This is a genomic window from Streptomyces resistomycificus (assembly GCF_001514265.1).
Lineage (GTDB): Bacteria > Actinomycetota > Actinomycetes > Streptomycetales > Streptomycetaceae > Streptomyces > Streptomyces resistomycificus.
In genome coordinates, this window is record NZ_KQ948990.1 from 690,084 (window position 1) to 712,710 (window position 22,627).

The 22,627-nt window shown below is 72.5% G+C and carries 24 protein-coding genes; 16 read left to right on the forward strand and 8 right to left on the reverse strand.

Features of this window, described 5'->3' with window-relative positions; translation table 11 throughout:
- Positions 1–44: 44 nt before the first annotated feature.
- A complete protein-coding gene (locus tag AQJ84_RS13150; protein ID WP_053193155.1) occupies positions 45–2,165 on the reverse strand; it encodes a S9 family peptidase in 2,121 nt (706 codons plus the stop codon).
- Positions 2,166–2,364: 199 nt separating this feature from the next.
- Between AQJ84_RS13150 and AQJ84_RS13155 the strand changes: the two genes are divergently transcribed.
- The 7 genes from AQJ84_RS13155 (at position 2,365) to AQJ84_RS13180 (ending at position 8,697) form a co-directional block, all read left to right on the forward strand.
- Positions 2,365–2,559, forward strand: a complete 195-nt coding sequence (locus AQJ84_RS13155) for a hypothetical protein (protein ID WP_030038342.1) — start codon at positions 2,365–2,367, stop codon at positions 2,557–2,559.
- A 30-nt stretch (positions 2,560–2,589) separates the two neighbouring features.
- The gene (mshB, locus tag AQJ84_RS13160) at positions 2,590–3,447 is read left to right on the forward strand and encodes an N-acetyl-1-D-myo-inositol-2-amino-2-deoxy-alpha-D-glucopyranoside deacetylase (RefSeq protein WP_030038341.1); all 858 of its coding nucleotides are present in this window, start codon (positions 2,590–2,592) and stop codon (positions 3,445–3,447) included.
- The gene (locus tag AQJ84_RS13165) at positions 3,444–3,857 is read left to right on the forward strand and encodes a DUF6113 family protein (protein WP_053193153.1); all 414 of its coding nucleotides are present in this window, start codon (positions 3,444–3,446) and stop codon (positions 3,855–3,857) included. The genes mshB and AQJ84_RS13165 overlap by 4 nt, the downstream gene beginning before the upstream one ends.
- A gap of 158 nt (positions 3,858–4,015) precedes the next feature.
- On the forward strand, positions 4,016–6,481 hold the full coding sequence (locus AQJ84_RS43455) for a hypothetical protein (protein WP_053193151.1): 2,466 nt from the start codon (positions 4,016–4,018) through the stop codon (positions 6,479–6,481).
- A 244-nt stretch (positions 6,482–6,725) separates the two neighbouring features.
- Positions 6,726–6,899 carry a hypothetical protein gene (locus tag AQJ84_RS43030; protein WP_157875025.1) on the forward strand — a complete coding sequence of 58 codons (174 nt, stop codon included), beginning with the start codon at positions 6,726–6,728 and terminating at the stop codon, positions 6,897–6,899.
- Positions 6,900–6,919: 20 nt separating this feature from the next.
- Positions 6,920–8,086, forward strand: a complete 1,167-nt coding sequence (locus AQJ84_RS13175; RefSeq protein WP_053193149.1) for a sensor histidine kinase — start codon at positions 6,920–6,922, stop codon at positions 8,084–8,086.
- Positions 8,083–8,697, forward strand: a complete 615-nt coding sequence (locus AQJ84_RS13180) for a response regulator transcription factor (RefSeq protein WP_030038337.1) — start codon at positions 8,083–8,085, stop codon at positions 8,695–8,697. Before AQJ84_RS13175 ends, AQJ84_RS13180 begins: the two co-directional genes overlap by 4 nt.
- A 24-nt stretch (positions 8,698–8,721) precedes the next feature.
- Here AQJ84_RS13180 and AQJ84_RS13185 read toward each other — a convergent pair whose 3' ends face one another.
- Together AQJ84_RS13185 and AQJ84_RS13190 are read right to left on the reverse strand one after the other, a co-directional pair.
- Positions 8,722–9,573 (reverse strand): transglutaminase family protein, encoded by an 852-nt coding sequence (locus tag AQJ84_RS13185; RefSeq protein WP_053193147.1) that lies wholly within the window; start codon positions 9,571–9,573, stop codon positions 8,722–8,724.
- 29 nt (positions 9,574–9,602) lie between these two features.
- Complete coding sequence (locus tag AQJ84_RS13190) at positions 9,603–10,619, reverse strand: GNAT family N-acetyltransferase (protein ID WP_030038334.1); 1,017 nt, start codon at positions 10,617–10,619, stop codon at positions 9,603–9,605.
- 140 nt (positions 10,620–10,759) lie between these two features.
- Between AQJ84_RS13190 and fdxA the strand changes: the two genes are divergently transcribed.
- Positions 10,760–11,080 (forward strand): ferredoxin, encoded by a 321-nt coding sequence (gene fdxA / locus AQJ84_RS13195; RefSeq protein WP_003973842.1) that lies wholly within the window; start codon positions 10,760–10,762, stop codon positions 11,078–11,080.
- Between the two features lie 139 nt (positions 11,081–11,219).
- A complete protein-coding gene (locus AQJ84_RS13200; RefSeq protein WP_030038333.1) occupies positions 11,220–12,314 on the forward strand; it encodes a bifunctional succinyldiaminopimelate transaminase/glutamate-prephenate aminotransferase in 1,095 nt (364 codons plus the stop codon).
- A gap of 80 nt (positions 12,315–12,394) precedes the next feature.
- On the opposite strand, the gene AQJ84_RS13205 is transcribed toward AQJ84_RS13200, so the two are convergent.
- Entirely contained in the window at positions 12,395–12,844 is a 450-nt protein-coding gene (locus AQJ84_RS13205; protein WP_030038332.1) for a hypothetical protein, read from the reverse strand.
- Positions 12,845–13,184: 340 nt separating this feature from the next.
- Positions 13,185–14,165, reverse strand: a complete 981-nt coding sequence (locus AQJ84_RS13210) for a heavy metal transporter (protein ID WP_078631587.1) — start codon at positions 14,163–14,165, stop codon at positions 13,185–13,187.
- 86 nt (positions 14,166–14,251) lie between these two features.
- Between AQJ84_RS13210 and dapE the strand changes: the two genes are divergently transcribed.
- Both dapE and AQJ84_RS13220 read left to right on the forward strand, forming a co-directional pair.
- Positions 14,252–15,331 (forward strand): succinyl-diaminopimelate desuccinylase, encoded by a 1,080-nt coding sequence (gene dapE / locus AQJ84_RS13215; RefSeq protein ID WP_030038330.1) that lies wholly within the window; start codon positions 14,252–14,254, stop codon positions 15,329–15,331.
- Between the two features lie 128 nt (positions 15,332–15,459).
- On the forward strand, positions 15,460–16,218 hold the full coding sequence (locus AQJ84_RS13220) for an LOG family protein (protein WP_030038329.1): 759 nt from the start codon (positions 15,460–15,462) through the stop codon (positions 16,216–16,218).
- A gap of 98 nt (positions 16,219–16,316) precedes the next feature.
- On the opposite strand, the gene folP is transcribed toward AQJ84_RS13220, so the two are convergent.
- Positions 16,317–17,177 (reverse strand): dihydropteroate synthase, encoded by an 861-nt coding sequence (gene folP, locus AQJ84_RS13225; protein WP_030038328.1) that lies wholly within the window; start codon positions 17,175–17,177, stop codon positions 16,317–16,319.
- 153 nt (positions 17,178–17,330) lie between these two features.
- Between folP and AQJ84_RS13230 the strand changes: the two genes are divergently transcribed.
- Positions 17,331–17,681, forward strand: a complete 351-nt coding sequence (locus tag AQJ84_RS13230) for a DivIVA domain-containing protein (RefSeq protein ID WP_030038327.1) — start codon at positions 17,331–17,333, stop codon at positions 17,679–17,681.
- Positions 17,678–18,265, forward strand: a complete 588-nt coding sequence (locus AQJ84_RS13235) for a DNA-3-methyladenine glycosylase I (protein ID WP_030038326.1) — start codon at positions 17,678–17,680, stop codon at positions 18,263–18,265. The genes AQJ84_RS13230 and AQJ84_RS13235 overlap by 4 nt, the downstream gene beginning before the upstream one ends.
- 67 nt (positions 18,266–18,332) lie before the next feature.
- Here AQJ84_RS13235 and chcB read toward each other — a convergent pair whose 3' ends face one another.
- On the reverse strand, positions 18,333–19,136 hold the full coding sequence (gene chcB / locus AQJ84_RS13240) for a 2-cyclohexenylcarbonyl CoA isomerase (RefSeq protein ID WP_030038325.1): 804 nt from the start codon (positions 19,134–19,136) through the stop codon (positions 18,333–18,335).
- 382 nt (positions 19,137–19,518) lie between these two features.
- Between chcB and AQJ84_RS40820 the strand changes: the two genes are divergently transcribed.
- Positions 19,519–19,686, forward strand: a complete 168-nt coding sequence (locus AQJ84_RS40820) for a DUF3117 domain-containing protein (RefSeq protein WP_069086806.1) — start codon at positions 19,519–19,521, stop codon at positions 19,684–19,686.
- 135 nt (positions 19,687–19,821) lie between these two features.
- Here AQJ84_RS40820 and AQJ84_RS13245 read toward each other — a convergent pair whose 3' ends face one another.
- Positions 19,822–20,520: an O-methyltransferase gene (locus AQJ84_RS13245; protein WP_078631581.1), complete on the reverse strand. Its 699-nt coding sequence runs from the start codon at positions 20,518–20,520 to the stop codon at positions 19,822–19,824.
- A gap of 235 nt (positions 20,521–20,755) precedes the next feature.
- Here AQJ84_RS13245 and sigE point away from each other — a divergent pair, with 235 nt between their 5' ends.
- Positions 20,756–21,457 carry an RNA polymerase sigma factor SigE gene (sigE, locus tag AQJ84_RS13250; protein WP_037802223.1) on the forward strand — a complete coding sequence of 234 codons (702 nt, stop codon included), beginning with the start codon at positions 20,756–20,758 and terminating at the stop codon, positions 21,455–21,457.
- Entirely contained in the window at positions 21,454–22,431 is a 978-nt protein-coding gene (locus AQJ84_RS13255) for an anti-sigma factor family protein (protein ID WP_030038322.1), read from the forward strand. The genes sigE and AQJ84_RS13255 overlap by 4 nt, the downstream gene beginning before the upstream one ends.
- Positions 22,432–22,627: the final 196 nt, after the last annotated feature.

Here is a 22,627-nt window from a genome sequence, read left to right on the forward strand (position 1 = left end):
GTGAACGGGCCGGGGTGACATTGTCGCCCCGGCCCGTTACCTGTCTAGGGCAGGTTCAACGACCGCTTGAGGAAGTCCAGTTGCAGCCGCAGCAGGTTCTCGGCGACGGTCTCCTGCGGGGTCATGTGGGTCACGCCGGACAGCGGCAGGACCTCGTGCGGGCGGCCGGCGGCCAGGAGCGCGGAGGACAGCCGCAGGGAGTGGGCGACGACCACGTTGTCGTCCGCGAGGCCGTGGATGACCATCATCGGGCGGTGCGGTTCCGCGGCGTCCACCAGGCCCGAGTCGTCGAGCAGCGAGTTGCGGCGGTAGACCTCGGGCCGCTCGCCCGGGTGGCCCAGGTAGCGCTCCTGGTAGTGGGTGTCGTACAGCCGCAGGTCGGTGACCGGGGCGCCGACCACGGCCGCGTGGAAGACGTCCGGGCGGCGCAGCGCCGCGAGCGCGGCCAGATAGCCGCCGAAGGACCAGCCGCGGATCGCGACCCGGTCCAGGTCGAGCGGGAAGTCGGCGGCGAGCGCCTGGAGCGCGTCGACCTGGTCCTGCAGGACCACCTCCGCGAGATCGTCCCTGACCGCCTTCTCCCAGGCGGGCGAGCGGCCCGGCGTGCCCCGGCCGTCCGCCACGATCACGGCGAAGCCCTGGTCGGCGAACCACTGCGAGGTCAGGTACGGATTGTGCGCGGCGACCACCCGCTGGCCGTGCGGCCCGCCGTACGGGTCCAGCAGCACCGGCAGGAGAGTGTCGCCGTGGTAGTCCGTAGGCATAAGCACGGCGCACGGAATTCGCCGTGCGCCCCCCTGTGTCAGAGTCACGCGCGGGGTCAAACCGGGATCTTCGGCGTACGAGGTGACAGTCGCCACTGGCTTCCCGTCGCGCAGCACCTGCACCTTGGCCCCCGGCCGGTCCAGTGCGGCGGACACCAGGACCGTCACGCCCCCGGCGCGAACCGCCGAGTGCACGCCGGGCTCGTGCGAGAGGCGCTCCAGGCCGAGCTCGTTCACTCGGTAGACGTGCACCTCGCCGGTCTCCGGGGACTCCGCGTCCTCGCCGGCCGACGCCGAGACCAGCACGTCGTCGTCGGAGACGTCCAGCACCGCCCGAACGTGCAACTGGGCTCGTGTCAGTGGCCGTTCACCGACCGCGAGCACTCGCGCGCCTCCCTCGTCGGCGACCCGCACCAGCCGCCCCGAGGGGCTCCAGGACGGCACGCCGGGGAAAAGTTCCAGCCAAACTGGATCTTCGTCCGCGTGCACCATCCGGGTCGCACCGGTGTCCGGGTCGACCGCCAGATACAGCTGACTGCGCTGGTCGCGCGCTTGTACGAGCAGCAGTGGCGCACCCGCCGCTGACCAGTGCACACGCGCCAGATACGGGTAGTGCGCCCAGTCCCAGACAACCTCCGTGCGTGTCCCGTCCAGGCCGAACACGTACAGCCGTACGTCCGCGTTCGCGGTGCCCGCCGCCGGGTACGGGACGTGTTGTGGATCACGCTCCGGGTGGGCCGGATCGGAGATCCACCACCGCTGCACCGGCGTGTCGTCCACGCGTGCGACCAGCAGCCCGTCCGACTCCGGCGACCACCAAAAGCCCCGCGAACGCCCCATCTCCTCGGCCGCGACGAACTCCGCCAGACCGTAGGTGACCTGGTCCGACTCACGCTCGGCCAGCGCCCGGTCACCCTCGCCCTCGGCGCCCACGACCCGCAGGGCGCCCTTCGCCACGTACGCGATGTGCCGTCCGTCGGGGGAGGGGCGCGGGTCGATCACCGGCCCGGGGACGGGAAGCTCACGGGCCGTGCCGGCCCGCAGTTCGGCCGTGAAAAGCCGCCCTGACAACGCGAAAGAGGCCAGCTCGACGGCGGCGTCGGTGGCGTAGCCGACCACCCCGGCGCCACCCTCACGGCTGCGTTCGCGCCGGGCCCGCTCCTCGGGTGACAGGCGCTCCGAGGCGCCGCCCAGCAGGGCCCGCGGGTCGGCCGCGACGCGCTCCCCGCCCTCCGGCAGGTCGAGCACCCACAGTGAGTTGGCCCGGTCCGTGCCGGAGCCCGAACGCAGGAAAACGACTCGGGAACCGTCGGGCGCCACGGTGAAGGCGCGCGGCGCGCCGAGGGTGAAGCGCTGGGTCCGGGCGTGCCGGCGGGGGAAGGAGTCAGGCTCGGTCGTCATGGTCCGACCATATTGGCCATGCGCCCCCTTGTGCGGCCCATGTGCGGCCGTGCGCCGACCGATGCGCACGTACGGATAGTTATGATCACTAGCGCATAGTGGGTATCAACCTGCTGGCTCCTGTACGGACTTGTCCGCCCTCATCGTTCCGTTCCCGTCCGACCCCCCATGTCCCTGGGTTCTTTGGAGGTGAGCCGCCGTGGCACTCTCGATTTCGGCGGTGGTGCTGCTGGCGATCATCGTCTTCCTTCTGATCAAGAAGTCAGGGCTGAAGGGCGGGCACGCGGTGGTGTGCGTCCTGCTCGGCTTCTACCTGGCTTCGTCGACGGTGGCCCCGACGATCAGTGAGCTGACGACGAACATCGCGGGCATGATCGGCAGTATCAAGTTCTGACCCGCCGTGGTGGCCTCGTAGGCTGGGGCCATGACGGAACAGCCCGGCCGGCGTCTGCTGCTGGTGCACGCGCACCCGGACGACGAGTCGATCAACAACGGCGCGACCATGGCCCGCTACGCGGCCGAGGGTGCCCGGGTGACCCTGGTCACCTGCACCCTCGGCGAGCGTGGCGAGGTCATCCCGCCCGGGCTCGGGCATCTCACCGGCGCCGCCCTGGGCGAGTACCGGCTGCGCGAGCTCACCGCCGCCATGGGTGAGCTCGGCGTCCGGGACTTCCGTCAGCTCGGCGGGGCCGGCCGCTACCGGGACTCCGGGATGATGGGCATCGCCGACAACGACGACCCCGACTGCTTCTGGCAGGCCGACGTCGACGAGGCCGCCGCCCACCTGGTCGAGGTGATCCGCGAGGTGCGCCCGCAGGTCCTCGTCACCTACGACGAGAACGGCGGCTACGGCCACCCCGACCACATCCAGACCCACCGCGTCGCCCTGCGCGCCGTCGAGCTGGCCGCCGAGGCGGGCGTCGAGATCGCCAAGGTCTACTTCAACCGCGTCCCGCGCTCCCTCGCCGTGGACGCCTTCGGGCGCCTGGAGCGGGACCTGCCGGGCCTGCCCTTCGCCAAGTCGGCCGCTGTCGACGACGTACCGGGCGTGGTGGACGACGAGCGCGTCACCACCCGCATCGACGGCACCGCGTACGCCGCCGCCAAGGCCGCCGCGATGCGCGCGCACGCCACCCAGATCACGGTCGCCGAGCCGTACTTCGTCCTCTCCAACGAGCTCGCGCAGCCACTCTTCACCACCGAGTACTACGAGTTGGTGCGCGGCGAGCAGGCGGGCGCGGAGGAGACGGACCTCTTCGCCGGGACCGAGGAGACGCGATGAGCGACCGGACGACCTCCATGCTGGCCCAGCCCCTCCAGCGGCCCTCCCTCGGACGGGTCGCCGTCTACCTCGGGCTGTTCGTGCTCGGTGCGCTGGTCGGCGTCGCCGGATCGCTGGTGCAGTCCGCCTGGTTCCCCGGCGGACTCCTGCTCGCCCTCGCCGCCGAGGCCGGGCTCTGCCTCGGCGGGGCGAGAGCGGCCGGCAGCCGGGCCGGGGCCGTCGCGCCCGCCGCCGGCTGGATGCTCGCGGTCATCCTGCTCACGGCCAGCCGTCCGGAAGGGGACTTCGTCTTCGCCGCGGGCAGCGGCTCGTACCTCTTCCTGCTCGGCGGCATGGCTGTCGCTGTGATCTGCGCCACCCTTGCCCGCGGGCGGCAACCGGCCGGCGACGCCGTCCGACTTGGCAAGTGACGTACCACTTCGCCATACCGAGCGCGTGCGAGAACCGTGTGGGTTTCCTCGGCGGTCGTGGGATACGCGCCAGACGTGGCCAGTATGGTGGTGCGCGCCGCCGAGCCGCCCGAGAGAGGTCGTAACGCGGGCGGCGGAGCCAACCGGGAGAACCTGCCTTGAGTCGTGAAACTGACAGTCCGTCCTCCGGGCCCAACGGGCGCGGCGGAGCCGCATACCCCTCGGGCACACCGCCGTACGGGACGCCCACGGCTTCCGACGGCGGTCCGGACGCGGGCCGTTCGGCCGCGCGGCCGGAGGAACGCAAGACCGAGACCACGCTGACGACCCGGATCCGGATCAACATCCCTGGATCGCGGCCCATTCCGCCGGTTGTCGTGCGCCAGCCCGTCGCCGAGGCCGAGCCCGCCGACACCGGCGCGGACGCGGAGACGTCGACGCAGGGCACCGCCACGCCCCCGGGCGCCGTCGAGCCTCCCGCCGAGCCCGCCGGGGCCGGCGACGAGAAGGCGAGTGAATGGTTCGCGCCCCGCAAGTCCGGCCCGGCCAAGGGCGGTCAGGGCGGCGGTTCCACCAACGGGGCCGGTCTGCCGGGCGGTTCGGGTGCCGGTCCTGCTCCCGGTGCGCCGGGTGCGCCCGCAGCCGGGCGCGCCGGCGGCGGCCGGCCCGGTGGTGTGGTCGGTTCCATGGGTGCGCCGGGTGGCGCCCGTCGCGGCGGAGCCCAGGCCGGTCCCCGCCCGGGCGGTACGAACGGCGCCGGGCTCCCCGGTGGAGCCACCGGCGGCCCTGTCGCCCCCGGGCACGGTGGCGGCACCGGTTCCTTCGACGTGACCGAGGCGCTCTCCGCGGGCGGCCCGCCGGCCGGCGGCTCCCGCCCCGGTCCCGGCGAACCCCGCCGCGACGGCCTGCCGTACTTCTCGGAGAACGGCAGCGGCGACAAAAGCGGCCAGAACGGCCAGAACGGCCAGAACGGCCAGACTGGTCAGAGTGCGCTGAGCGGTTACGACACCGATCTGAGCGCCTACGGCAGCCAGGGCGACCGCAACGGCCAGGGCGCCTACGGCGGTCCGGGCGGCCCCAGCGGTTTCAACGGCCACAGCGGCTCCGGTGGACGAGGCGGCCCGGGCGGCCCCCAGAGCCCCGCGGGTCCAACCGGTGGTCCGGTCACCGGCGACGGGCCTGTCGTGCCGCCGCTCGGCTCGGGCCCCGACACCCTCGGCGGCTCCTACGACTTCAACGGGCCCGAAGGCCCGCGCGGACCCGGTGCCCCCGCGGGCCGCGGCGGCCCGGCTGCTCCCTCCGGAGGCCGCGGCCCGGCCGGCCCCGGCGCTCCTCAGGCCTTCGGCGGCCCCGCGGGCCCCGGTGGCCCGGGTGGCCCCGGTGCGCCCGGCGGCGGACCCACCGGCCCGGGCGGTGCCCCCCTGTTCGCCGGCCCCGGCGGTGGTCTGAGTGACGACACCGCGATCCTCACCCCGCAGAAGCCGGCCCCCGGGCCCGGCCAGGGCGGCTACGGCGCCGCCGACAACGTCTCCGGGCACACCGTCACCAGCGGCATCCCCGTGGTGCCGGCGGACCGGGGCGCGGCCTTCCCGCCGGGCGCCCAGACCGGCACTCCGGTCCCGCCCGCGCCGAAGGCACCCGACGCCGGCGCGAAGAACACGGCGGCCGCGCCCAAGAAGAAGAAGGGCCGCAGCAAGCTCGCCCTGCTCGGTACCGGTGTGGTCGTCATCGCCGCCGGTGCCTACGGCGCCGGACTGCTGATGAACAGCTCGGACGTGCCCAAGGGCACCACCGTGCTCGGTGTCGACATCGGCGGCGGCACCCGGGACGACGCCGTCGAGAAGCTCAACAAGGCCTTCGACGGCCGGGTCGACAAGGACCTGAAGCTCACGGTGGAGGGCAAGAGCGTCACGCTCAAGCCGGAACAGGCCGGGCTCCAGTTCGACATGGCGGCCACCGTCAGCTCGGCCGCCCACAGCGACTACAACCCGATCTCCGTGATCGGCTCGCTGTTCGGCAACCACCGGGTCGTCGAACCGGTCATGCCGGTCGACGAGGAGAAGCTGCACGCCGAACTCCAGGACTCCGCCGGCGGCGCCGGCTCGGCGACCGACGGCACGATCGAGTTCGAGTCCGGCAAGGCCGTGGCCGTGTACGGCAAGGCGGGCAAGGGCGTCGACGTCGACAAGTCGACCGCGGCGGTCGAGGCGGCGTACCGCACCCAGGTGGAGACCGGCACCGCCGGCGCGGTGACGCTCCCGACGACCACCAAGGAGCCGACGGTCTCCAACGCCGAGGTCGACCGGATGATGAAGGAGTTCGCCGAGCCGGCGATGTCGGCCAACGTCACCGTGCAGACGGACGCGGCGCACTCCGTCCCGCTCAGCCCGGAGAAGTCCATCTGGAAGTTCCTGCGGGTCAAGGCCGTCAACGGCAAGCTCACCGACTCCTACGACGAGGCCGCGCTCAAGGAGCTGTACGGCAGCACCTTCGACGGCGTCCTGATCACCCGGGCGTCCGGTGAGAAGACTCCGGTCACCGTCGAGGACGTCTACGGTGCCCTGCGGCTCGCGCTGAAGAGCAAGACCGACCGGGTGGGCGTGATCGAGACGAACCCGAACTAGCGGATCGCGGCCACGACGAGGGGGCACCCGGCACACGCCGGGTGCCCCCTTCGGCCTGGGCCGTCGGGAGGGCCGTATGACATCTGTCATCCGGCAGTCAGGACCGCCGGCACTGCCGGGCGCCGGGCCCCCGCGGCCACCCTGGACCCATGACGACGACAGCGGTGGCCACCACCCGGGCGGCCGGGTTCGACCAGGTGGGCGACCGGCCCCCGGGAGGCCGTCGCCGGCCGACGGCACGACCGTGCCCACGGCCACGATCCCGTCCTGGTCACAGGACACCGCCGTGTGGCCGCCACCGCACGCGTACGCTGCCCCGGGGCAGGCGATCGAGCGGAGCCGGGCCCCGCACGCCCGGGACGTGGCCCTCCTCGCCGTCTTCCTTGTCCTGTTCGCGGGCGGCGCGGCCCGGCCGTAGCGGAAGGACACGCTGAAGGCGTGAGTGGCAACGGGATCACCATCGGGCAGCGGCCGCACAACGGCCGGCAGCGGGTCATCAAGCTCCTGTGGACCGGGATCTGGCTCGCCTACCTGAGCGCGCCCGTCAACGACCTGTTGCACGGCGGCCACAGCGCCGGTGTCCGGGTCCTCGGCTGGCTCGGCCTGGTGGCGTTCGTGGCCTGGTACTTCGCGCTGGTCTTCCGTGCCGGGCGCGGTGACGCGAACAGAGTGGTGCTCGGTTCGCTGGCCGTCCTGACCGCCCAGTCCACGATCCTCGCGCTCACCCTGGGCCGGGAGTGGCTCGTCCTGTTCGTGTACGTGTCGGTGGCGTCCGGCGCGGCGCTCCCGGCGCGGCTCGCCCGCCTGACCATCCCGGCCGTCTCGGGCCTGCTCGCGCTGCTCGCCCTGGTGGTCCCGGGCGGCGAGGCGTTCCTGGCCGGCCTGCTCCTGCCGGCCCTCCTCGGCGGGTTCTCCATGTCCGGCGTACGCGAACTCATCCGGACGACCGTCGCGCTGCGGGAGGCCCGTGCCACCGTCGCCCAACTCGCCGCCAACGAGGAGCGCCTGCGGCTCGCCCGCGACCTGCACGACCTGCTGGGGCATTCGCTGTCGCTGATCACGCTGAAGAGCGAGCTGGCCGGCCGGATGCTGCCCGCCCACCCGGAGCAGGCGGCCCGGCAGGTCGCCGACATCGAACAGGTCAGCCGCCAGGCCCTGGTGGACGTCAGGGAGGCGGTCACCGGCTACCGCCGCCCGCGCCTGCCCGCCGAACTCGCGGGCGCCCGGTCCGCGTTGACGGCGGCGGGCGTCACCGCCCTGCTGCCCGTCGAGCCCGACCTGGCCGGCGTGCCCGAGGAGAGCGAGTCCGTGCTGGCCTGGGCGCTGCGCGAGGCGGTCACCAACGTCGTACGGCACAGCGGTGCCCGGCGCTGCACGGTGGACCTCGTCCGCCGTCGGACCCTCGACGGCCCCGTCCTCGAACTCTCCGTCGAGGACGACGGATCGGGCGGACCGGGCGACGGTCCCGGCAACGGCCTGACCGGCCTCACCGAGCGTCTGACGAAGGCGGGCGGCTCCCTCGAGGCGGGCGGCACGCGGCACGGTTTCCGGGTTCTCGCCCGCGTCCCCGCCGCCGACACCGCGCACGTAGGATCCGCCCCATGACGCGCACGATCAAGGTCCTGCTCGCCGAGGACCAGTCGATGGTCCGCGAGGCCCTGGCCGCCCTGCTGGGCCTGGAGGACGACATCGAGGTGGTCGTCCAGGTCGCCCGCGGTGACGAGGTACTGCCTGCGCTGCGCGAGCACGACGTGGACGTGGCCCTGCTCGACATCGAGATGCCGGGCGCCACCGGCATCGAGGCGGCGGCTCTGGTGCACGCGGAGCTCCCGGCGGTGAAGCTGGTGGTCCTCACCACCTTCGGCCGCCCCGGCTACCTGCGCGGCGCGATGGAGGCCGGCGCCGACGCCTTCCTGGTCAAGGACGCGCCCGCGTCCCAACTCGCGGACGCGGTACGCAAGGTACTGGCGGGCGAGCGGGTCATCGATCCCACGCTGGCGGCGGCGGCCCTGGCGGACGGCGCGAACCCCCTGACGGACCGGGAGCGTGAGGTGCTGCGCGCGGCGGCGGACGGCTCCACGAACGCGGAGCTGGCCACGGTCCTGCACCTGTCCCAGGGCACGGTCCGCAACTACCTCTCCACGGCCATCCAGAAGCTGGCGGTGCGCAACCGGGCGGAGGCGGTGCGGATCGCCAGGGACAAGGGCTGGCTGTAGCGTCCCGCGCCCGCCCCCCACCCGTCAGTTCAGCATCGCCCGCGCGGCGTGCGCCTGCTGCCTGACCCGGGCCGCGGCAGGCTCGTCCACCGCGCCCACCACCTCCGCGTACGCCTCCAGCTCCGCCGCCCCGTCGACGAAGTCACCCCGCTGAACGAGCAACTGCGCCCGCTCGTACCGCAACCGCGCGGGATGCGAGGGCAGCAGCAGCGACAACTCCACCGCCCACAGCGACACGTCCGACCGCTCCGGCCGGGCCGCGGCCCAGGCCCGGATGTTGTTCAGGATCCGCAGCACGACCTCCAACGGCTCCGCGGGACCGAGCATCGACGGCTCCAGGGGCGCCCCCGTCGCCCCCGCCACCAGCAGCTCCGCGTCACTCCCGGCCAGCACCCGCCCCCCGTCGAACGGATCAGCCAGCACCTGCTCGTCGGTCGGGCCGAAGCCGACGACGAAATGCCCGGGCAGCGCGACCCCGTACACCGGCGCCCCCGCCCGCCGCGCGACCTCAAGCCACACCACCGACAGCAGGATCGGCAACCCGCGCCGCCTCCTGAGGACCTCGTGCAGCAGCGACGACTCCAGCCGCTGGTAGTCCGCGGGGGACCCACGGAACCCGTGCCGCTCGCCGAGCAGCTCACACAGGGCCACCGCCCAGGAGCGCGGCCCGCCGGGCCGGAACGGCAGCTGCCCGGCCAGCCGGTCCAGCTCGATCTGCGCGGCGTCCAGGCCCGCCTCGTCGAGCGTCCTGTCCGCCTCCGCGCCCAGCAGCAGGCACAGCGTGGACAGGTCGGGCCGCTCGGAGCGGGCCTCCTCGGCGAACCGGCGGCGCAGTTCGGCGGAGCGTTCGGGGGACGGGGGGTAGGGGGGACGCATAGCTGGCTCGTGCCCTTTCGCGGCGATCGCTACCGGTCGTTCCCGGCACTCGAGGGTGCCCGGTAGTGGTGGTACGTGTGGTGCGCGCTGAAGCCCAGACCGGCGTACAGGGCCCGCGCACCCACGTTGTCCGTCTCGACCTGGAGCCAGGCCGCCGAGGCGCCCTCGTCCAGGGCCCGCCGGGCGAGCGCCGCCATCACGAGGGACGCCAGCCCCTGCCGCCGTAGCGCGGGATCCACCTCGACGGCGGCGAAACCGGCCCACCGCCCGTCCACGACACACCGGCCGACGGCGGCGGGAGGTTCGCCCTCCGTCGCCCCGGGCAGCGTCGCGAACCACACCGAGGGGCCGCTGCCCAGCACCCGCAGGGCCACCTCGCTCACCCCCTTGCGCTGGTACCGGGCGAGCCACGCCTCGTCGGCCTCCCGGGACAGGGCCACCCCGGGGGCCTGCGTCCGGTCCGCGACCGGCGCCAGCGCCCCGGTCCACAGCTCGGCGCTCACCTCCCGCGTCCACTGGCGCCGCTCCAGCTCGGCACAGAGCGCCTCCTGCGTCCCCGGGGCGCCCGTCGCGGTCTGGACGTAGGCGGGCAGCCCGCGGTCGCCGTACCAGCGGCGTACGGCCGTCAGGGCCTCGTCGAGGGGCAGGCCGGGGTCGCCGAGCGGCAGCACCGAGTTGGCGCGCCGGGTGAAACCGGCCGCGGCCCGCAGCTCCCAGTCCCCGAGCCGCTCGCTCTCCAGCGGCCGCCAGGCCCGGGAGGCGACACGGGCAAGCTCCTCGTACGAGGCCGCGGGACCCCGACGGCGGGCCGGGGCGGACGGAACGACCTTGCCCGCGACCAGCGAGGATTCCGGAATCCGGACGGCCACTCCGTCCCGTCGTGTGATCAGGAGCACACCGTTGTCCCATGATGTGAGAACACCCACCGTGTCGGTGAACTTCTCGCCCGCGACCCCAGGTTCGCCCAGGCGCCGTACGGACACTCGTTTACCCACGTCAGCGGCGGTGATACGGACCACGAGACGTCCGGTCGCGGAGATTTCCACAGGTAGGTCCACCCCTCCTGTTCGGATCATGGCCAAGAACGGAGATACTAGGGGCGGGCATCGACGACGCCGCGCTCCCGCGCGCCAGGCGGCGGAGCCTGAGGAGGCTCGCCAGCGCCCTATCGAGGAGGAACGACAGCGTGACCTACGTCATCGCGCAGCCTTGTGTCGACGTCAAGGACAAGGCGTGCATCGAGGAGTGCCCGGTCGACTGCATCTACGAGGGCCAGCGGTCCTTGTACATCCACCCGGACGAATGCGTCGACTGTGGTGCCTGTGAGCCGGTCTGCCCGGTCGAGGCGATCTTCTACGAGGACGACACTCCGGAGGAGTGGAAGGACTACTACAAGGCGAACGTCGAGTTCTTCGACGAGCTCGGCTCTCCCGGTGGTGCCAGCAAGCTGGGCCTGATCGAGCGCGACCACCCCTTCGTCGCCGCGCTGCCGCCGCAGAACCAGTAAGAGCGGCCCGCACCTCCCCCAGCTCTCGGGTTCGCTCGAACCGGGGGGACCCCATCGCCTCGGTCCCGTACGGCTCGATCCACCCGGGTCGCCGTACGGGGCCGAGGCGTTTGCCGTATCAGAAAGTGAGCCAGAAGCCGTGTCCGCAGTCTCAGACCGCCTCCCCACGTTCCCCTGGGACAAGCTGGCGCCGTACAAGGCGACGGCCGCCGCGCACCCGGGCGGCATCGTCGACCTGTCCGTCGGCACCCCGGTCGACCCGGTTCCCGAGCTGATCCAGAAAGCGCTGATCGCCGCGGCGGACTCCCCGGGCTACCCGACCGTCTGGGGCACGCCCGAGCTGCGCGACGCGATCACGGGCTGGCTGGAGCGCCGGCTGGGCGCCCGCGAGGTCACCCACCGCCACGTCCTGCCGATCGTCGGCTCCAAGGAGCTCGTCGCCTGGCTGCCGACCCAGCTGGGCCTCGGCCCCGGCGACCGGGTCGCCTACCCGCGCCTGGCCTACCCGACGTACGAGGTCGGAGCACGGCTGGCGCGCGCCGGGTACGAGGTCTACGACGACCCGACGACGCTGGACCCGGCGGGCCTGAAGCTGCTGTGGCTGAACTCCCCGTCCAACCCGACGGGCAAGGTGCTCTCGAAGGACGAACTGACCCGGATCGTGGCCTGGGCCCGCGAGCACGGCGTCCTGCTCTTCTCCGACGAGTGCTACCTGGAGCTGGGCTGGGAGGCCGACCCGGTCTCCGTCCTGCACCCGGACGTGAACGGCGGCTCCTACGACGGCATCGTCGCCGTCCACTCCCTCTCCAAGCGGTCCAACCTGGCCGGCTACCGTGCCGCGTTCCTGGCGGGCGACCCGGCGGTCCTCGCGCCGCTCCTGGAGATCCGCAAGCACGGCGGCATGATGACCTCGGCCACGACCCAGGCGGCGGCGGTCGCGGCCCTCGGCGACGACACCCACGTCCGCGAACAGCGGGAGCGCTACGCGGCCCGCCGCGCGGTGCTGCGTGAGGCGCTGGTCGGCCACGGCTTCCGCATCGAGCACAGCGAGGCCAGCCTCTACCTGTGGGCCACCCGAGACGAGTCCTGCTGGGCCACCGTCGCCCACCTGGCCGACCTCGGCATCCTGGTCGCGCCGGGCGACTTCTACGGCGAGGCGGGCGAGAGGTTCGTACGCGTGGCCCTGACGGCGACGGACGAGCGGGTCCGGGCGGCAGTAGAGCGGCTCGGATAGCGAGACGACAGAGCGACGGGGCCCAGGAACCCCTGGACCCCGTCGCTCCGTGGATCGGGTACTCGGCGTGGATCGGGTACTCAGCCGATCGGCAGGCTCTTCACCGGCAGCTGGTCGGCGGCCGGCAGCCCACCCTTGGTGAGGGAGTCCGTCGGCAGGCCGCCCTTGGTCGCCGTACCGGCGGTGTCACCGAGGATGTCCCCGGCGGAGACCGCCGCCTCGCCCGCGGTCTTCTGCGCCGCGGGCGCCGCCTTCTTCACGGCCTTGCCACCGGTCTTGCCCGCGGTCGGAACGGCCTTCCCGACCGTCTTGCCGCCGGTCTTGCCCGCGGTGTCGGTCAGGTTCTGAGCCGCACCGTCGACCGTGTCGCCGACGCTCGCCCCGTCCAGGGCGGTCAGCCCACCGAGGTTCGGGGTGGCCGGCAGCTCGGGGGCCGCGCTGGCGGAGCCGGCCGCACCGACCCCGGCGGCCGCTCCGGCAGCGACGAGCAGCGCGGCACGAGCGATCCGTCGGGTCAGGGGGAGGGACATGTTGCTCCTTTGACGGGAGGGAACGATGAAATGTCCGGCCTGGCCCGGCAGTTGGTCGACCGGCTGTCGACCGACCGAGTGTTGATCTCCGGGCTCGGACGCAGTGACTACCGCTCGAAGCCCGGGAAGGTTGCGGCGAGCCAACGTAAAGAGTTGGCAATGCGTCGCATTGTCGACTCCGGATAAAAACGGGCAAAAACCGCCCGGTCCGAAAGTGTGCCGAATCCTTACAGCCCTTTGCCCGCAAGGGTTTCGCCCGATTCGGGGGTGACACGACGAAAACCTGAGCACACCCACGCCCGAACCCGGCGGACGTAACCCTTCCGGGTGAGTGCCCGTACTACTGCGCAGTGACGATCCGGACCGAGCCCACGGCCCGCTCCCCGCCCTTGGCGTCCTGCGAGCCGGCCGTACGCCACTGACTGTCGGTGTTCCCGGCCGTCCACTGCCGCCCGGCGTACGAGACCCGTTCGATGTGCAGCGCCGAGGCGTTGGCCACGGCCCAGTGCGCCAGCTGCCAGCCGCGCTCCCGGACACCGCGGCCGGAACCCCGGCCGGTGTCGGCGGTCACCGGCAGTGTGACGGTCCGCCCCCCGCCCCCGCTCGTGGACGCCGTCGGCGTCGGGGTGGGTGTCGCCGCGGCGCCCACCTCGGCCGAGGTCGTCTCCAGCACGTCCCGTCCGAAGTCCCGTACGAGCGCCGTGCGCACCGCGTCCGTTCCCGCGGCCTGGGTGCCCGCCTGGCGGCCCTCGCAGGTCAGCGTGGCCGCCGACTGTCCGGTGAGCGCGGCGGCGAGCAGCGTGGCGTCCGGTTCGTGCTTGGCGTACGCCGTCGGGTAGCCGCTGCGCTGCACCTTCTGCGCGGCGACCGTCAGCGGCAGCTTCGTGTAGTCGGGCACCTTGGCCAGGTGCTCGTAGAAGATGTCCGCCGAGTACGTCGGGTCCAGGATCTCCTTCGGGGTGCCCCAGCCCTGCGAGGGCCGCTGCTGGAACAGGCCCAGGGAGTCACGGTCGCCGTGGTCGATGTTGCGCAGCGCCGACTCCTGGAGCGCGGTGGCGAGCGCGATCGTCACGGCACGCTCGGGCATGCCGCGTCCGGTGCCGACGGCGGCGATCGTCGCCGCGTTCACCGCCTGCTCCGGCGTGAACTCGTAGGTTGCTCCGTCGTCTCTGCCGGAGACGACCTTGCACCCCGGTGTGCCCGCGCCGCCGGTGACGTACTGCACGAGGAGGTAGCCGGCGACGGCACACAGGACCACGAAGGCCGCCCCGAAACGGAAGAGGCGGCCGCGACGCTTGGGAGTAGGGGACAGCTCTGGCACCCGCCACAAGATACTGGAGAGTACTGTGCGCGTCGTGCCCGGTGGGGAAAGTCAGGGGCCGACTCCGGGGCGTTAGGGTCGACAGCATGGCCGACACCCCTCTTGACCTCACGCTGGACGCCGCGCGGCTCACCGCGCAGCTCGTCGACTTCCCCTCCGTGAGCGGCACCGAGAAGCCCCTCGCGGACGCGATCGAGACCGCGCTGCGCGCCCTGCCGCACCTGACGGTGGACCGGTACGGCAACAACGTCGTCGCCAGGACGAACCTCGGCCGCTCGGAACGCGTCCTTCTCGCCGGACACATCGACACCGTTCCGATCGCGGACAACGTCCCCTCACGGCTCGACGACGAGGGCTACCTGTGGGGCTGCGGCACCTGTGACATGAAGTCGGGGGTGGCGGTGCAGCTGCGCATCGCGGCGACCGTCCCCGCCCCCAACCGCGACCTCACCTTCGTCTTCTACGACAACGAAGAGGTCGCCGCACACCTCAACGGCCTGAAGCATGTGGCCGAGGCCCACCCCGACTGGCTGGAGGGCGACTTCGCGGTCCTGCTGGAGCCGACCGACAACCAGGTGGAGGGCGGCTGCCAGGGCACGCTGCGCGTCTTCCTGAAGTTCAAGGGACAGCGGGCGCACTCCGCGCGCGCGTGGATGGGCGCCAACGCGATCCACGCCGCCGCCCCCGCGCTCGCCAGGCTCGCCGCGTACGAGCCGCGCCGGCCCGTCGTGGACGGCCTCCGGTTCCACGAGGGACTCAACGCCGTGGGCATCGAGGGCGGCGTCGCCACCAACGTCATCCCCGACGCCTGCACCCTCGTCGTCAACTTCCGCTACGCGCCCGACCGCAGCGAGGAGGAGGCGGAGGCGTTCGTCCGCGAGTACTTCGCGGACTGCGGCGTCGACGAGTTCGTCGTCGACGACCACACCGGCGGCGCCCGGCCCGGCCTCACCCACCCCGCCGCGCAGGCCTTCATGGCGGCCGTGGGCGGCGAGGCCCGCCCGAAGTTCGGCTGGACGGACGTGGCCCGCTTCAGCGCGCTCGGGGTACCCGCGGTGAACTACAGCCCGGGCCAGCCGCTTCTCGCGCACAAGGTGGACGAGCGGGTGAAGGCGTCCCTCATCCCCGAGGCCGAGGAGCGACTGCGGTCGTGGCTCACGGCGTGACGTGAGCGAACGCCCTGGTGAGGCGGCCGTGCGCGGTGGCGCTTCATGGCGGACATGCTCACGTCCCCCGTCCGTAACCCACGTAGATCTACGCTGAGGTGGAAACACGGCAAGCGGAGGGAGCGCACATGGCTACTGGCAACCCCGAGGGCAAGAAGCAGCCACCGGAGGAGCAGCGCCTGGGGCCGGTGCTGCGCAGGAGGGGGCAGGTGCAGCAGAGCACGACGGATCAGCGTCTGCTGGACGAGCGTGCCCCCTCGGACTGGGTCCACACGGACCCCTGGCGCGTGCTGCGCATCCAGTCGGAGTTCATCGAGGGCTTCGGCACGCTGGCCGAACTCCCGCCCGCGATCAGCGTCTTCGGCTCGGCGCGCACGCCGGCCGACTCGCCCGAGTACGAGGCGGGCGTACAGCTCGGCCGAGGCCTGGTGGAAGCGGGCTTCGCGGTGATCACGGGGGGCGGCCCCGGTGCCATGGAAGCCGCCAACAAGGGCGCCCGGGACGCGAAGGGCGTCTCCGTGGGCCTCGGCATCGAGCTGCCCTTCGAGCAGGGCCTGAACCCCCACGTCGATATCGGGCTGAACTTCCGGTACTTCTTCGTCCGCAAGATGATGTTCGTCAAGTACGCGCAGGGCTTCGTGGTCCTGCCGGGCGGACTCGGGACACTGGACGAGCTGTTCGAGGCGCTGACCCTGGTCCAGACCCAGAAGGTCACGCGCTTCCCGATCGTCCTCTTCGGTACGGAGTACTGGGGCGGCCTCGTGGACTGGGTGAAGAACACGGTGATCGCCCAGGGCAAGGCCTCGGAGAAGGACCTGCTGCTGTTCCACCTCACGGACGACGTGGACGAGGCGGTGGCGCTGGTGTCGAAGGAGGCGGGCCGCTAGCTCGGGAGGCCGTTCGTCGTCCGAGAGGTCGGGTGGTGGGCGGGCGTGGGCCCGGGTCCGGGTCCGGGGAGGACGGAACCCCCGGTGCGGCAGCGGGCCTACGCCAGTCCCCGCCGGGCGACCGCGGGCGGACGGTGCCCGGCGATCGAGGCCACCATGTCCACCACCTGCCGGGTCTCCGCCACCTCGTGCACCCGGTACACCTGCGCCCCCAGCCACGCCGACACCGCGGTGGTGGCCAGCGTGCCCACCACCCGCTCCTTCACCGGCTTGTCGAGGGTCTCGCCCACGAAGTCCTTGTTGGACAGGGACACCAGCACCGGCCACCCGGTCTCGACCATCTCACCGAGCCGCCGGGTCGCCTCGAGGCTGTGCCGGGTGCTCTTGCCGAAGTCGTGCCCGGGATCGATCAGCACGGACTCCCGCGGCACCCCCAACGACACCGCCCGCTCGGCCAGCCCGGTCGTCACCCGCAGAATGTCGGCCATGACGTCGTCGTACGACACCCGGTGCGGTCGCGTACGGGGCTCGGCGCCCCCCGCGTGCGTGCACACCAGCCCCACCCCGTACCGCGCGGCGACCTCCGCCAGCCCCGGGTCCACCCCGCCCCACGCGTCGTTCAGCAGATCCGCCCCCGCCTCGCAGACGGCCTCGCCGACCTCCGCCCGCCAGGTGTCCACGCTGATGACGACCTCGGGGAAGCGCCGCCGGACCTCGGCGACGAAGCCCACCGTCCGCCGCGCCTCCTCTCGCGCGCTCACCTCGTCACCCGGGCCGGCCTTGACCCCGCCGATGTCGACGATGGCCGCGCCCTCCGCCACCGCCTGCTCCACGCGCGCGAGGGCCGGCTCGTCGCGGAAGGTCGCCCCCTGGTCGTAGAAGGAGTCCGGGGTCCGGTTCACGATCGCCATGATCACCGGCTCGTGCGCGTCGAATTCACGCCTGCCCAGCCTGAGCATCCCCTGTGACCTCACTTCATACGTCTGTGTCTTCGGCGTCTGCGGCCGCCTGCGACCCTAACTGTCAGACTCGCATGGCACGATCGGAGCCTGACACATCAGACGCCGGCGCCCCGCACGCCGGCACCGACCATGGGGACCTCAGCGATGGTTATGTTCTTGTTCCTGGTCATCGCGCTGGCCGTGGTGGTGACCGCGGCGACGCTCGCCGTCCTGGGCGGCGGCGAGGGCGACGGCCCGCTGCCGGAGGTCGCTCCCGAGCGCCTGCGGGACCCGCTGCCGCCGCACCGCCCCGTGAACCGCGCGGACATCGAGACCCTGCGCTTCCCGCTGGCCGCCCGCGGCTACCGCATGGCCGACGTCGACGACGCGCTGGGGCGCCTCGGCGCCGAGCTCGAGGAGCGGGACGCCCGGATCGCGGACCTGGAGTCCGCGCTGGCCGGCGCGCAGGCCGGCGCGGCCCACGGCCGCCTGGAGAAGCCCGCCGCGGAGGACCAGCAGTGAGCGACGGATCCGCTCTCGCCGGTCCGGACGGCGCCCTGCGCTGCCCGTGGGCGCTGTCCACCGAGGACTACGTGGCGTACCACGACGAGGAGTGGGGCCGCCCGGTCCACGGCGACGACGCGCTCTTCGAACGGCTCAGCCTGGAGGCCTTCCAGTCCGGCCTGTCCTGGATCACGATCCTGCGCCGCCGCCCCACCTTCCGCGCCGCCTTCGCCGGCTTCGAGATCGCCAAGGTCGCCGCCTTCACCGACGACGACCGCGAGCGCCTCCTTGCCGACCCGGGCATCATCCGCAACCGCGCCAAGGTCGACGCGACCCTCGCCAACGCGCGCGTGCTGGTCGACTGGGCCCCGGGCGACCTGGACGACCTGATCTGGTCGCACGCTCCCGACCCGGCGACCCGCCCGGTCCCCCGGACGCTCGGGGACGTGCCGGCGGTCACCCCCGAGTCGACGGCCCTGTCCAAGGCCCTGAAGAAGCGGGGCCTGCGTTTCGTCGGACCGACGACGGCGTACGCCCTGATGCAGGCGTGCGGCCTGGTCGACGACCACTTGGAAGCATGCGTGGCGAGAGCCGCCCGCTAGGGGCGCGGGGAACCGCGGGACCAGCCACCACGGACCCGCAGCCCCTCTCGGCGCCGGCGCCGCGAGCTCACCGGCCCAGGTACTTCGGCTTCTCCTTGTTCACGAAGGCCTGCACCGCGATCCCGTGGTCCTCCGACCGGCCCGCCCGCGTCTGCAGCTCGTCCTCCTTCTCCAGGGTCTCGGCCAAAGAGTGCGACAGCCCGTAGGCCATCGCCTCCTTGATCGCCCCGTAGGCCACGGTCGGCCCCTCGGCCAGCGCCCGCGCCACCTTCTCCGCCTCGCCCCGCAGGTCGGCCGTCGGCACGACCCGGTTGGCGATGCCGAGCTCGTAGGCGTCCTGCGCCGTGATGCTCCGCGGGAAGAGCAGCAGGTCGGCCGCCCGGCCCGGCCCGACCACCCGGGGCAGCGTCCAGGAGATGCCGGAGTCGGCGGTCAGCGCCACGCCCGCGAAGGACGTGTTGAAGGCCGCCGTGTCCGCCACGATCCGGTAGTCCGCGGCCAGCGCGAACCCGAACCCGGCACCCGCCGCGACCCCGTTCACCCCCGCCACCACGGGCTTGCGCATCTCCGTCAGCGCCCGCGCGATCGGGTTGTAGTGCTCCCGCACCGTGCTCATGGTGTGCCCGGTCCCGGCCTCGCGGTCGGAGACCAGCAGCCCGATGTGCTCCTTGAGGTCCTGCCCCACGCAGAAGGCCCGGTCCCCGGCGGCGGTCAGCAGCACCGCCCGTGCGGCCTCGTCGGCCGCCGCGGCCTGCACCGCGTCCCGGAGGGCGACCTTGGTCGCGATGTTCAGCGCGTTCATCGCCTCGGGGCGGTTCAGCACGATCGTCGCGAGTCCGTCACTCACCTCGTACAGCACGGTGTCGGCCATGGTGTGTCCCCTCCGGTTCACGGCTCGGACGTACTGGTCGGTACGTCCTGGAATTCCAGTCCGAGGGACAGCATGGCGGAGATCATCGTCCAGGGACCGGACCGTACGTGTGACCTGCGTCAAAGAATTCCGGAGCGTATTCCGTCGGCAGATCTGCGTGGGGCGGCGCAGTATCGCAGTCACATCGCCGAATTGAGTGGTTTTGCTCGCGCGCGTTGCCCAAGCGATGCCGACTGATGTTGGTCATCGGGTGCTGAGATGCGGGATAATGGCCTGGAAGCAATGTGTTCGATGCCGGTGTCGTGTGTCCCACCCCGGGACGCGCGTGCCCTCCAGGGCCGTCGGCTTTGACGATGAGCTGGTTTCAGGAAGGGGAACGAGCATGGCGGCCATGAAGCCGCGGACGGGCGATGGCCCGCTCGAGGTGACCAAGGAGGGGCGGGGCATTGTCATGCGCGTTCCGCTCGAAGGCGGCGGGCGGCTCGTCGTCGAGCTGACCCCCGATGAGGCCGGCGCGCTCGGTGACGCCCTCAAGAAGGTCGTCGGCTGACGCGGAGCGCGACCATACCCTTTCAGTGGCCCCGGCACCCCATGTGGTGCCGGGGTCGTTGTCTTGACGGGCGGGACGTTGTCCTGCCGTGTCCCAGGCCTGCCTCGCCGGTTTCCCGACGGCGGTCTCGAACGCTCAGCGCTTGACCGCGCAGAGCAGTCCGTCCCCCACCGGGAGCAGGGACGGCACGAGTTCCGGGCTCTCGCGCACCGCGCGCAGCAGCTCCCGCAGCCGCAGAACCTCGGTGGGCTGCGGACCCGAGTCGACCGTCCGGCCGTTGGCGAAGACGCCCTCGAAGACCACCAGGCCACCGGCGCGCAGCAGGCGCAACGATTCAGCGAGGTAGTCCATGACCTCCTGCCGGTCACCGTCGCAGAAGACCAGGTCGTAGCCCGCGTCCGCGAGCCGGGGCAGGACGTCCAGGGCGCGGCCGGGGATGAAGCGGGCCCGGTTGCTGGCGAAGCCGGCGGCACGGAAGGCCTGGCGGGCGAACTGCTGGTGCTCCGGCTCGGGGTCGACGGTGGTCAGTACGCCGTCGGGGCGCATGCCGTACAGCAGATGGATCCCGGACACGCCGGTCCCGGTGCCGATCTCGGCGACCGCCTTGGCGTCCACGGTGGCAGCGAGCAACCCGAGCGCCGCGCCCGTGCCGGGCGACACCGAGCGCAGCCCCGCCTCGCGGGCCCGGTCCCGGGCCCAGTGCAGGGCTTCGTCCTCGGCGACATAGGCGTCGGCGAACGCCCAGCTCGTCTGCCGGTTGCCGGTAATGACCCTCTCCTGTCCCCGTGGTTGCCTGGGCGTGACTGTATCCGTTGGTGCCGGGAACCTGCTGATGGGACCAGGCGTTTAGAGGGGTGGGAGACGGAGCGGGGGGACACAGTTGGATCACGAAGACGAGCGGACGCTCGAGCAACTGCTGACGCAGCCGCACGAGCCGTATCAGCACAGATCAATTTCTCGTAAAACCGCTTATCCGGAGCTAACGGGCGAGGTGGCTATGGTAGGGGCTCCACTGGACACCACCAGAGCCGACAGGGGAGGTGCGGCTGCACCTGTGGATCGGGGAGGAGTGCTGCGGCGCTTCCTCGGATCGGCGGGCAGGCCGAAATCCGTGAACGACACCGCTGCTGACCACAGCCACGCCGCTGCTTACGACCGGACCGCGACCTTCTCCACCGACGCGGACGGGCAGGCGTGGACTCCGCCCACCTGGGAGGAGATCGTCAGCACCCACAGCGGCCGGGTGTACCGGCTCGCCTACCGTCTGACGGGCAACCAGCACGACGCCGAGGACCTCACGCAGGAGGTCTTCGTCCGCGTCTTCCGCTCGCTGTCGACCTACACGCCGGGCACCTTCGAGGGCTGGCTGCACCGCATCACCACCAACCTCTTCCTGGACATGGTCCGCCGCAAGCAGCGCATCCGCTTCGACGCCCTCGGCGAGGACGCGGCGGAGCGACTGCCCAGCCGTGAGCCGTCGCCCCAGCAGGTCTTCAACGACGCGCACTTCGACGCCGACGTCCAGCAGGCCCTCGACACCCTCGCGCCCGAGTTCCGTGCCGCGGTCGTCCTGTGCGACATCGAAGGACTGTCGTACGAGGAGATCGCCGCGACCCTGGGCGTCAAGCTCGGCACCGTCCGGTCCCGGATCCACCGCGGCCGCTCCCAGCTGCGCAAGGCCCTCGCGCACCGGTCCCCTCAGGCCCGTGCCGAGCGCCGCTCCTTCATGGCCCGTGTTCCCGCGCTGGGGGGAGGGGGCGCGACCGCGTGAGTGGATCACGGCCTACCCCGTCCGAACAGCACCTGGGAGACCGACTCGCCGCCCTTGTGGACGGAGAGCTCGGTCATGAGTCGCGCGACCGTGTCCTCGCGCACCTGGCCACCTGCGCCAAGTGCAAAGCCGAGGCCGACGCCCAGCGCCGACTGAAGAACGTCTTCGCGGAGGCGGCCCCGCCGCCGCCCTCGGAGAGCTTTCTGGCCCGTCTCCAGGGACTTCCCGCGGGAGGCGACCCGGACGAGGGGGGTGACTCGCCGTTCGGCGGGTCGGGCTTTCCCGGCGCGCTGGCCGGACGACCCGGGGCCGCCGGAGCCTTCGGCCTGAAACGCGGTGAGCGTTTCGCGTTCGACTACGTTCCGGCCCGCTCGCACGCCTCCGTGCTACCGCCCTCCTCGGGCCGCGGTTTCCGCATCCACGACGTCAGCCGTCACGAGGCCGAGCGATCTGCCTCGCGCGGGATGAGGTTCGCGTTCGTCGCCGCCGGAGCGGTGTCCCTGGCCGCGATCGCACTCGGCGGGGTAGCCACGGTCACGCCGGGCGACACCGCCGCGGACGCACGCGGCGGAGCCGGTGCAGGCAGCAATGTGACACCGGCCCGCACCCAGGGCACGGGAGCCGCCGCGGCACCCGAGAACCAGCGGCGCCGTGGTCTCGGCCCGCTGCTCGCGCAGGGTCAGAACTCGCTCGGCGACTCCCCGGCCGCCCCGACCGAGGTCTCGGCTCCGCTGCTGCCGGGCCTGCCGACACCTTCGGTGGCACAGGTGGAGGCCGGTCTCCATTCGCTGACCGCCCCCGTGATGGCCGGTGCGGCCGCCATGTCCCCTCTGATACGTCCGCTCAGCGCGACGCCGCCGCTCACCCTCACCGCCTGGTCCGCGACCCCGGAACTGCTCGCCACGCCGGGTCTGCTCGCCGCCACCTCCCCCGACGCGACCTCCTCGCCCTCGGCGTCCTCCACCCCCCGCTGACCCCCGGCCGCCTCCCTGCCGGTTCGGGGGCGTCGTTTCGGGCGGCGGAGAAGCCGTCGATACCACCGGTGCCTGACAGGTGCAGGTGAGCGGGGTACGTTCGGCGCGAGGGCTGCAAGGCGGAGCCCGAGCTGGGGGAGAACATGAACGAGGGGAAGCCCGCGAAGGCCAAGTGGTGGAACCGTCCTCGACCGCA

Coding starts and splice junctions, on each gene's coding strand:
- AQJ84_RS13185 (WP_053193147.1), bottom strand. CDS start 9,573: ATGCGTCCCCCCTACCCCCCGTCCCCCGAACGCTCCGCCGAACTGCGC.
- chcB (WP_030038325.1), bottom strand. CDS start 19,136: ATGGCCGACACCGTGCTGTACGAGGTGAGTGACGGACTCGCGACGATC.
- AQJ84_RS13150 (WP_053193155.1), bottom strand. CDS start 2,165: ATGACGACCGAGCCTGACTCCTTCCCCCGCCGGCACGCCCGGACCCAG.
- AQJ84_RS13220 (WP_030038329.1), top strand. CDS start 15,460: ATGGCTACTGGCAACCCCGAGGGCAAGAAGCAGCCACCGGAGGAGCAG.
- AQJ84_RS13165 (WP_053193153.1), top strand. CDS start 3,444: ATGAGCGACCGGACGACCTCCATGCTGGCCCAGCCCCTCCAGCGGCCC.
- AQJ84_RS40820 (WP_069086806.1), top strand. CDS start 19,519: ATGGCGGCCATGAAGCCGCGGACGGGCGATGGCCCGCTCGAGGTGACC.
- folP (WP_030038328.1), bottom strand. CDS start 17,177: ATGCTCAGGCTGGGCAGGCGTGAATTCGACGCGCACGAGCCGGTGATC.
- AQJ84_RS13180 (WP_030038337.1), top strand. CDS start 8,083: ATGACGCGCACGATCAAGGTCCTGCTCGCCGAGGACCAGTCGATGGTC.
- AQJ84_RS13230 (WP_030038327.1), top strand. CDS start 17,331: ATGTTCTTGTTCCTGGTCATCGCGCTGGCCGTGGTGGTGACCGCGGCG.
- AQJ84_RS13205 (WP_030038332.1), bottom strand. CDS start 12,844: ATGTCCCTCCCCCTGACCCGACGGATCGCTCGTGCCGCGCTGCTCGTC.
- mshB (WP_030038341.1), top strand. CDS start 2,590: ATGACGGAACAGCCCGGCCGGCGTCTGCTGCTGGTGCACGCGCACCCG.
- dapE (WP_030038330.1), top strand. CDS start 14,252: ATGGCCGACACCCCTCTTGACCTCACGCTGGACGCCGCGCGGCTCACC.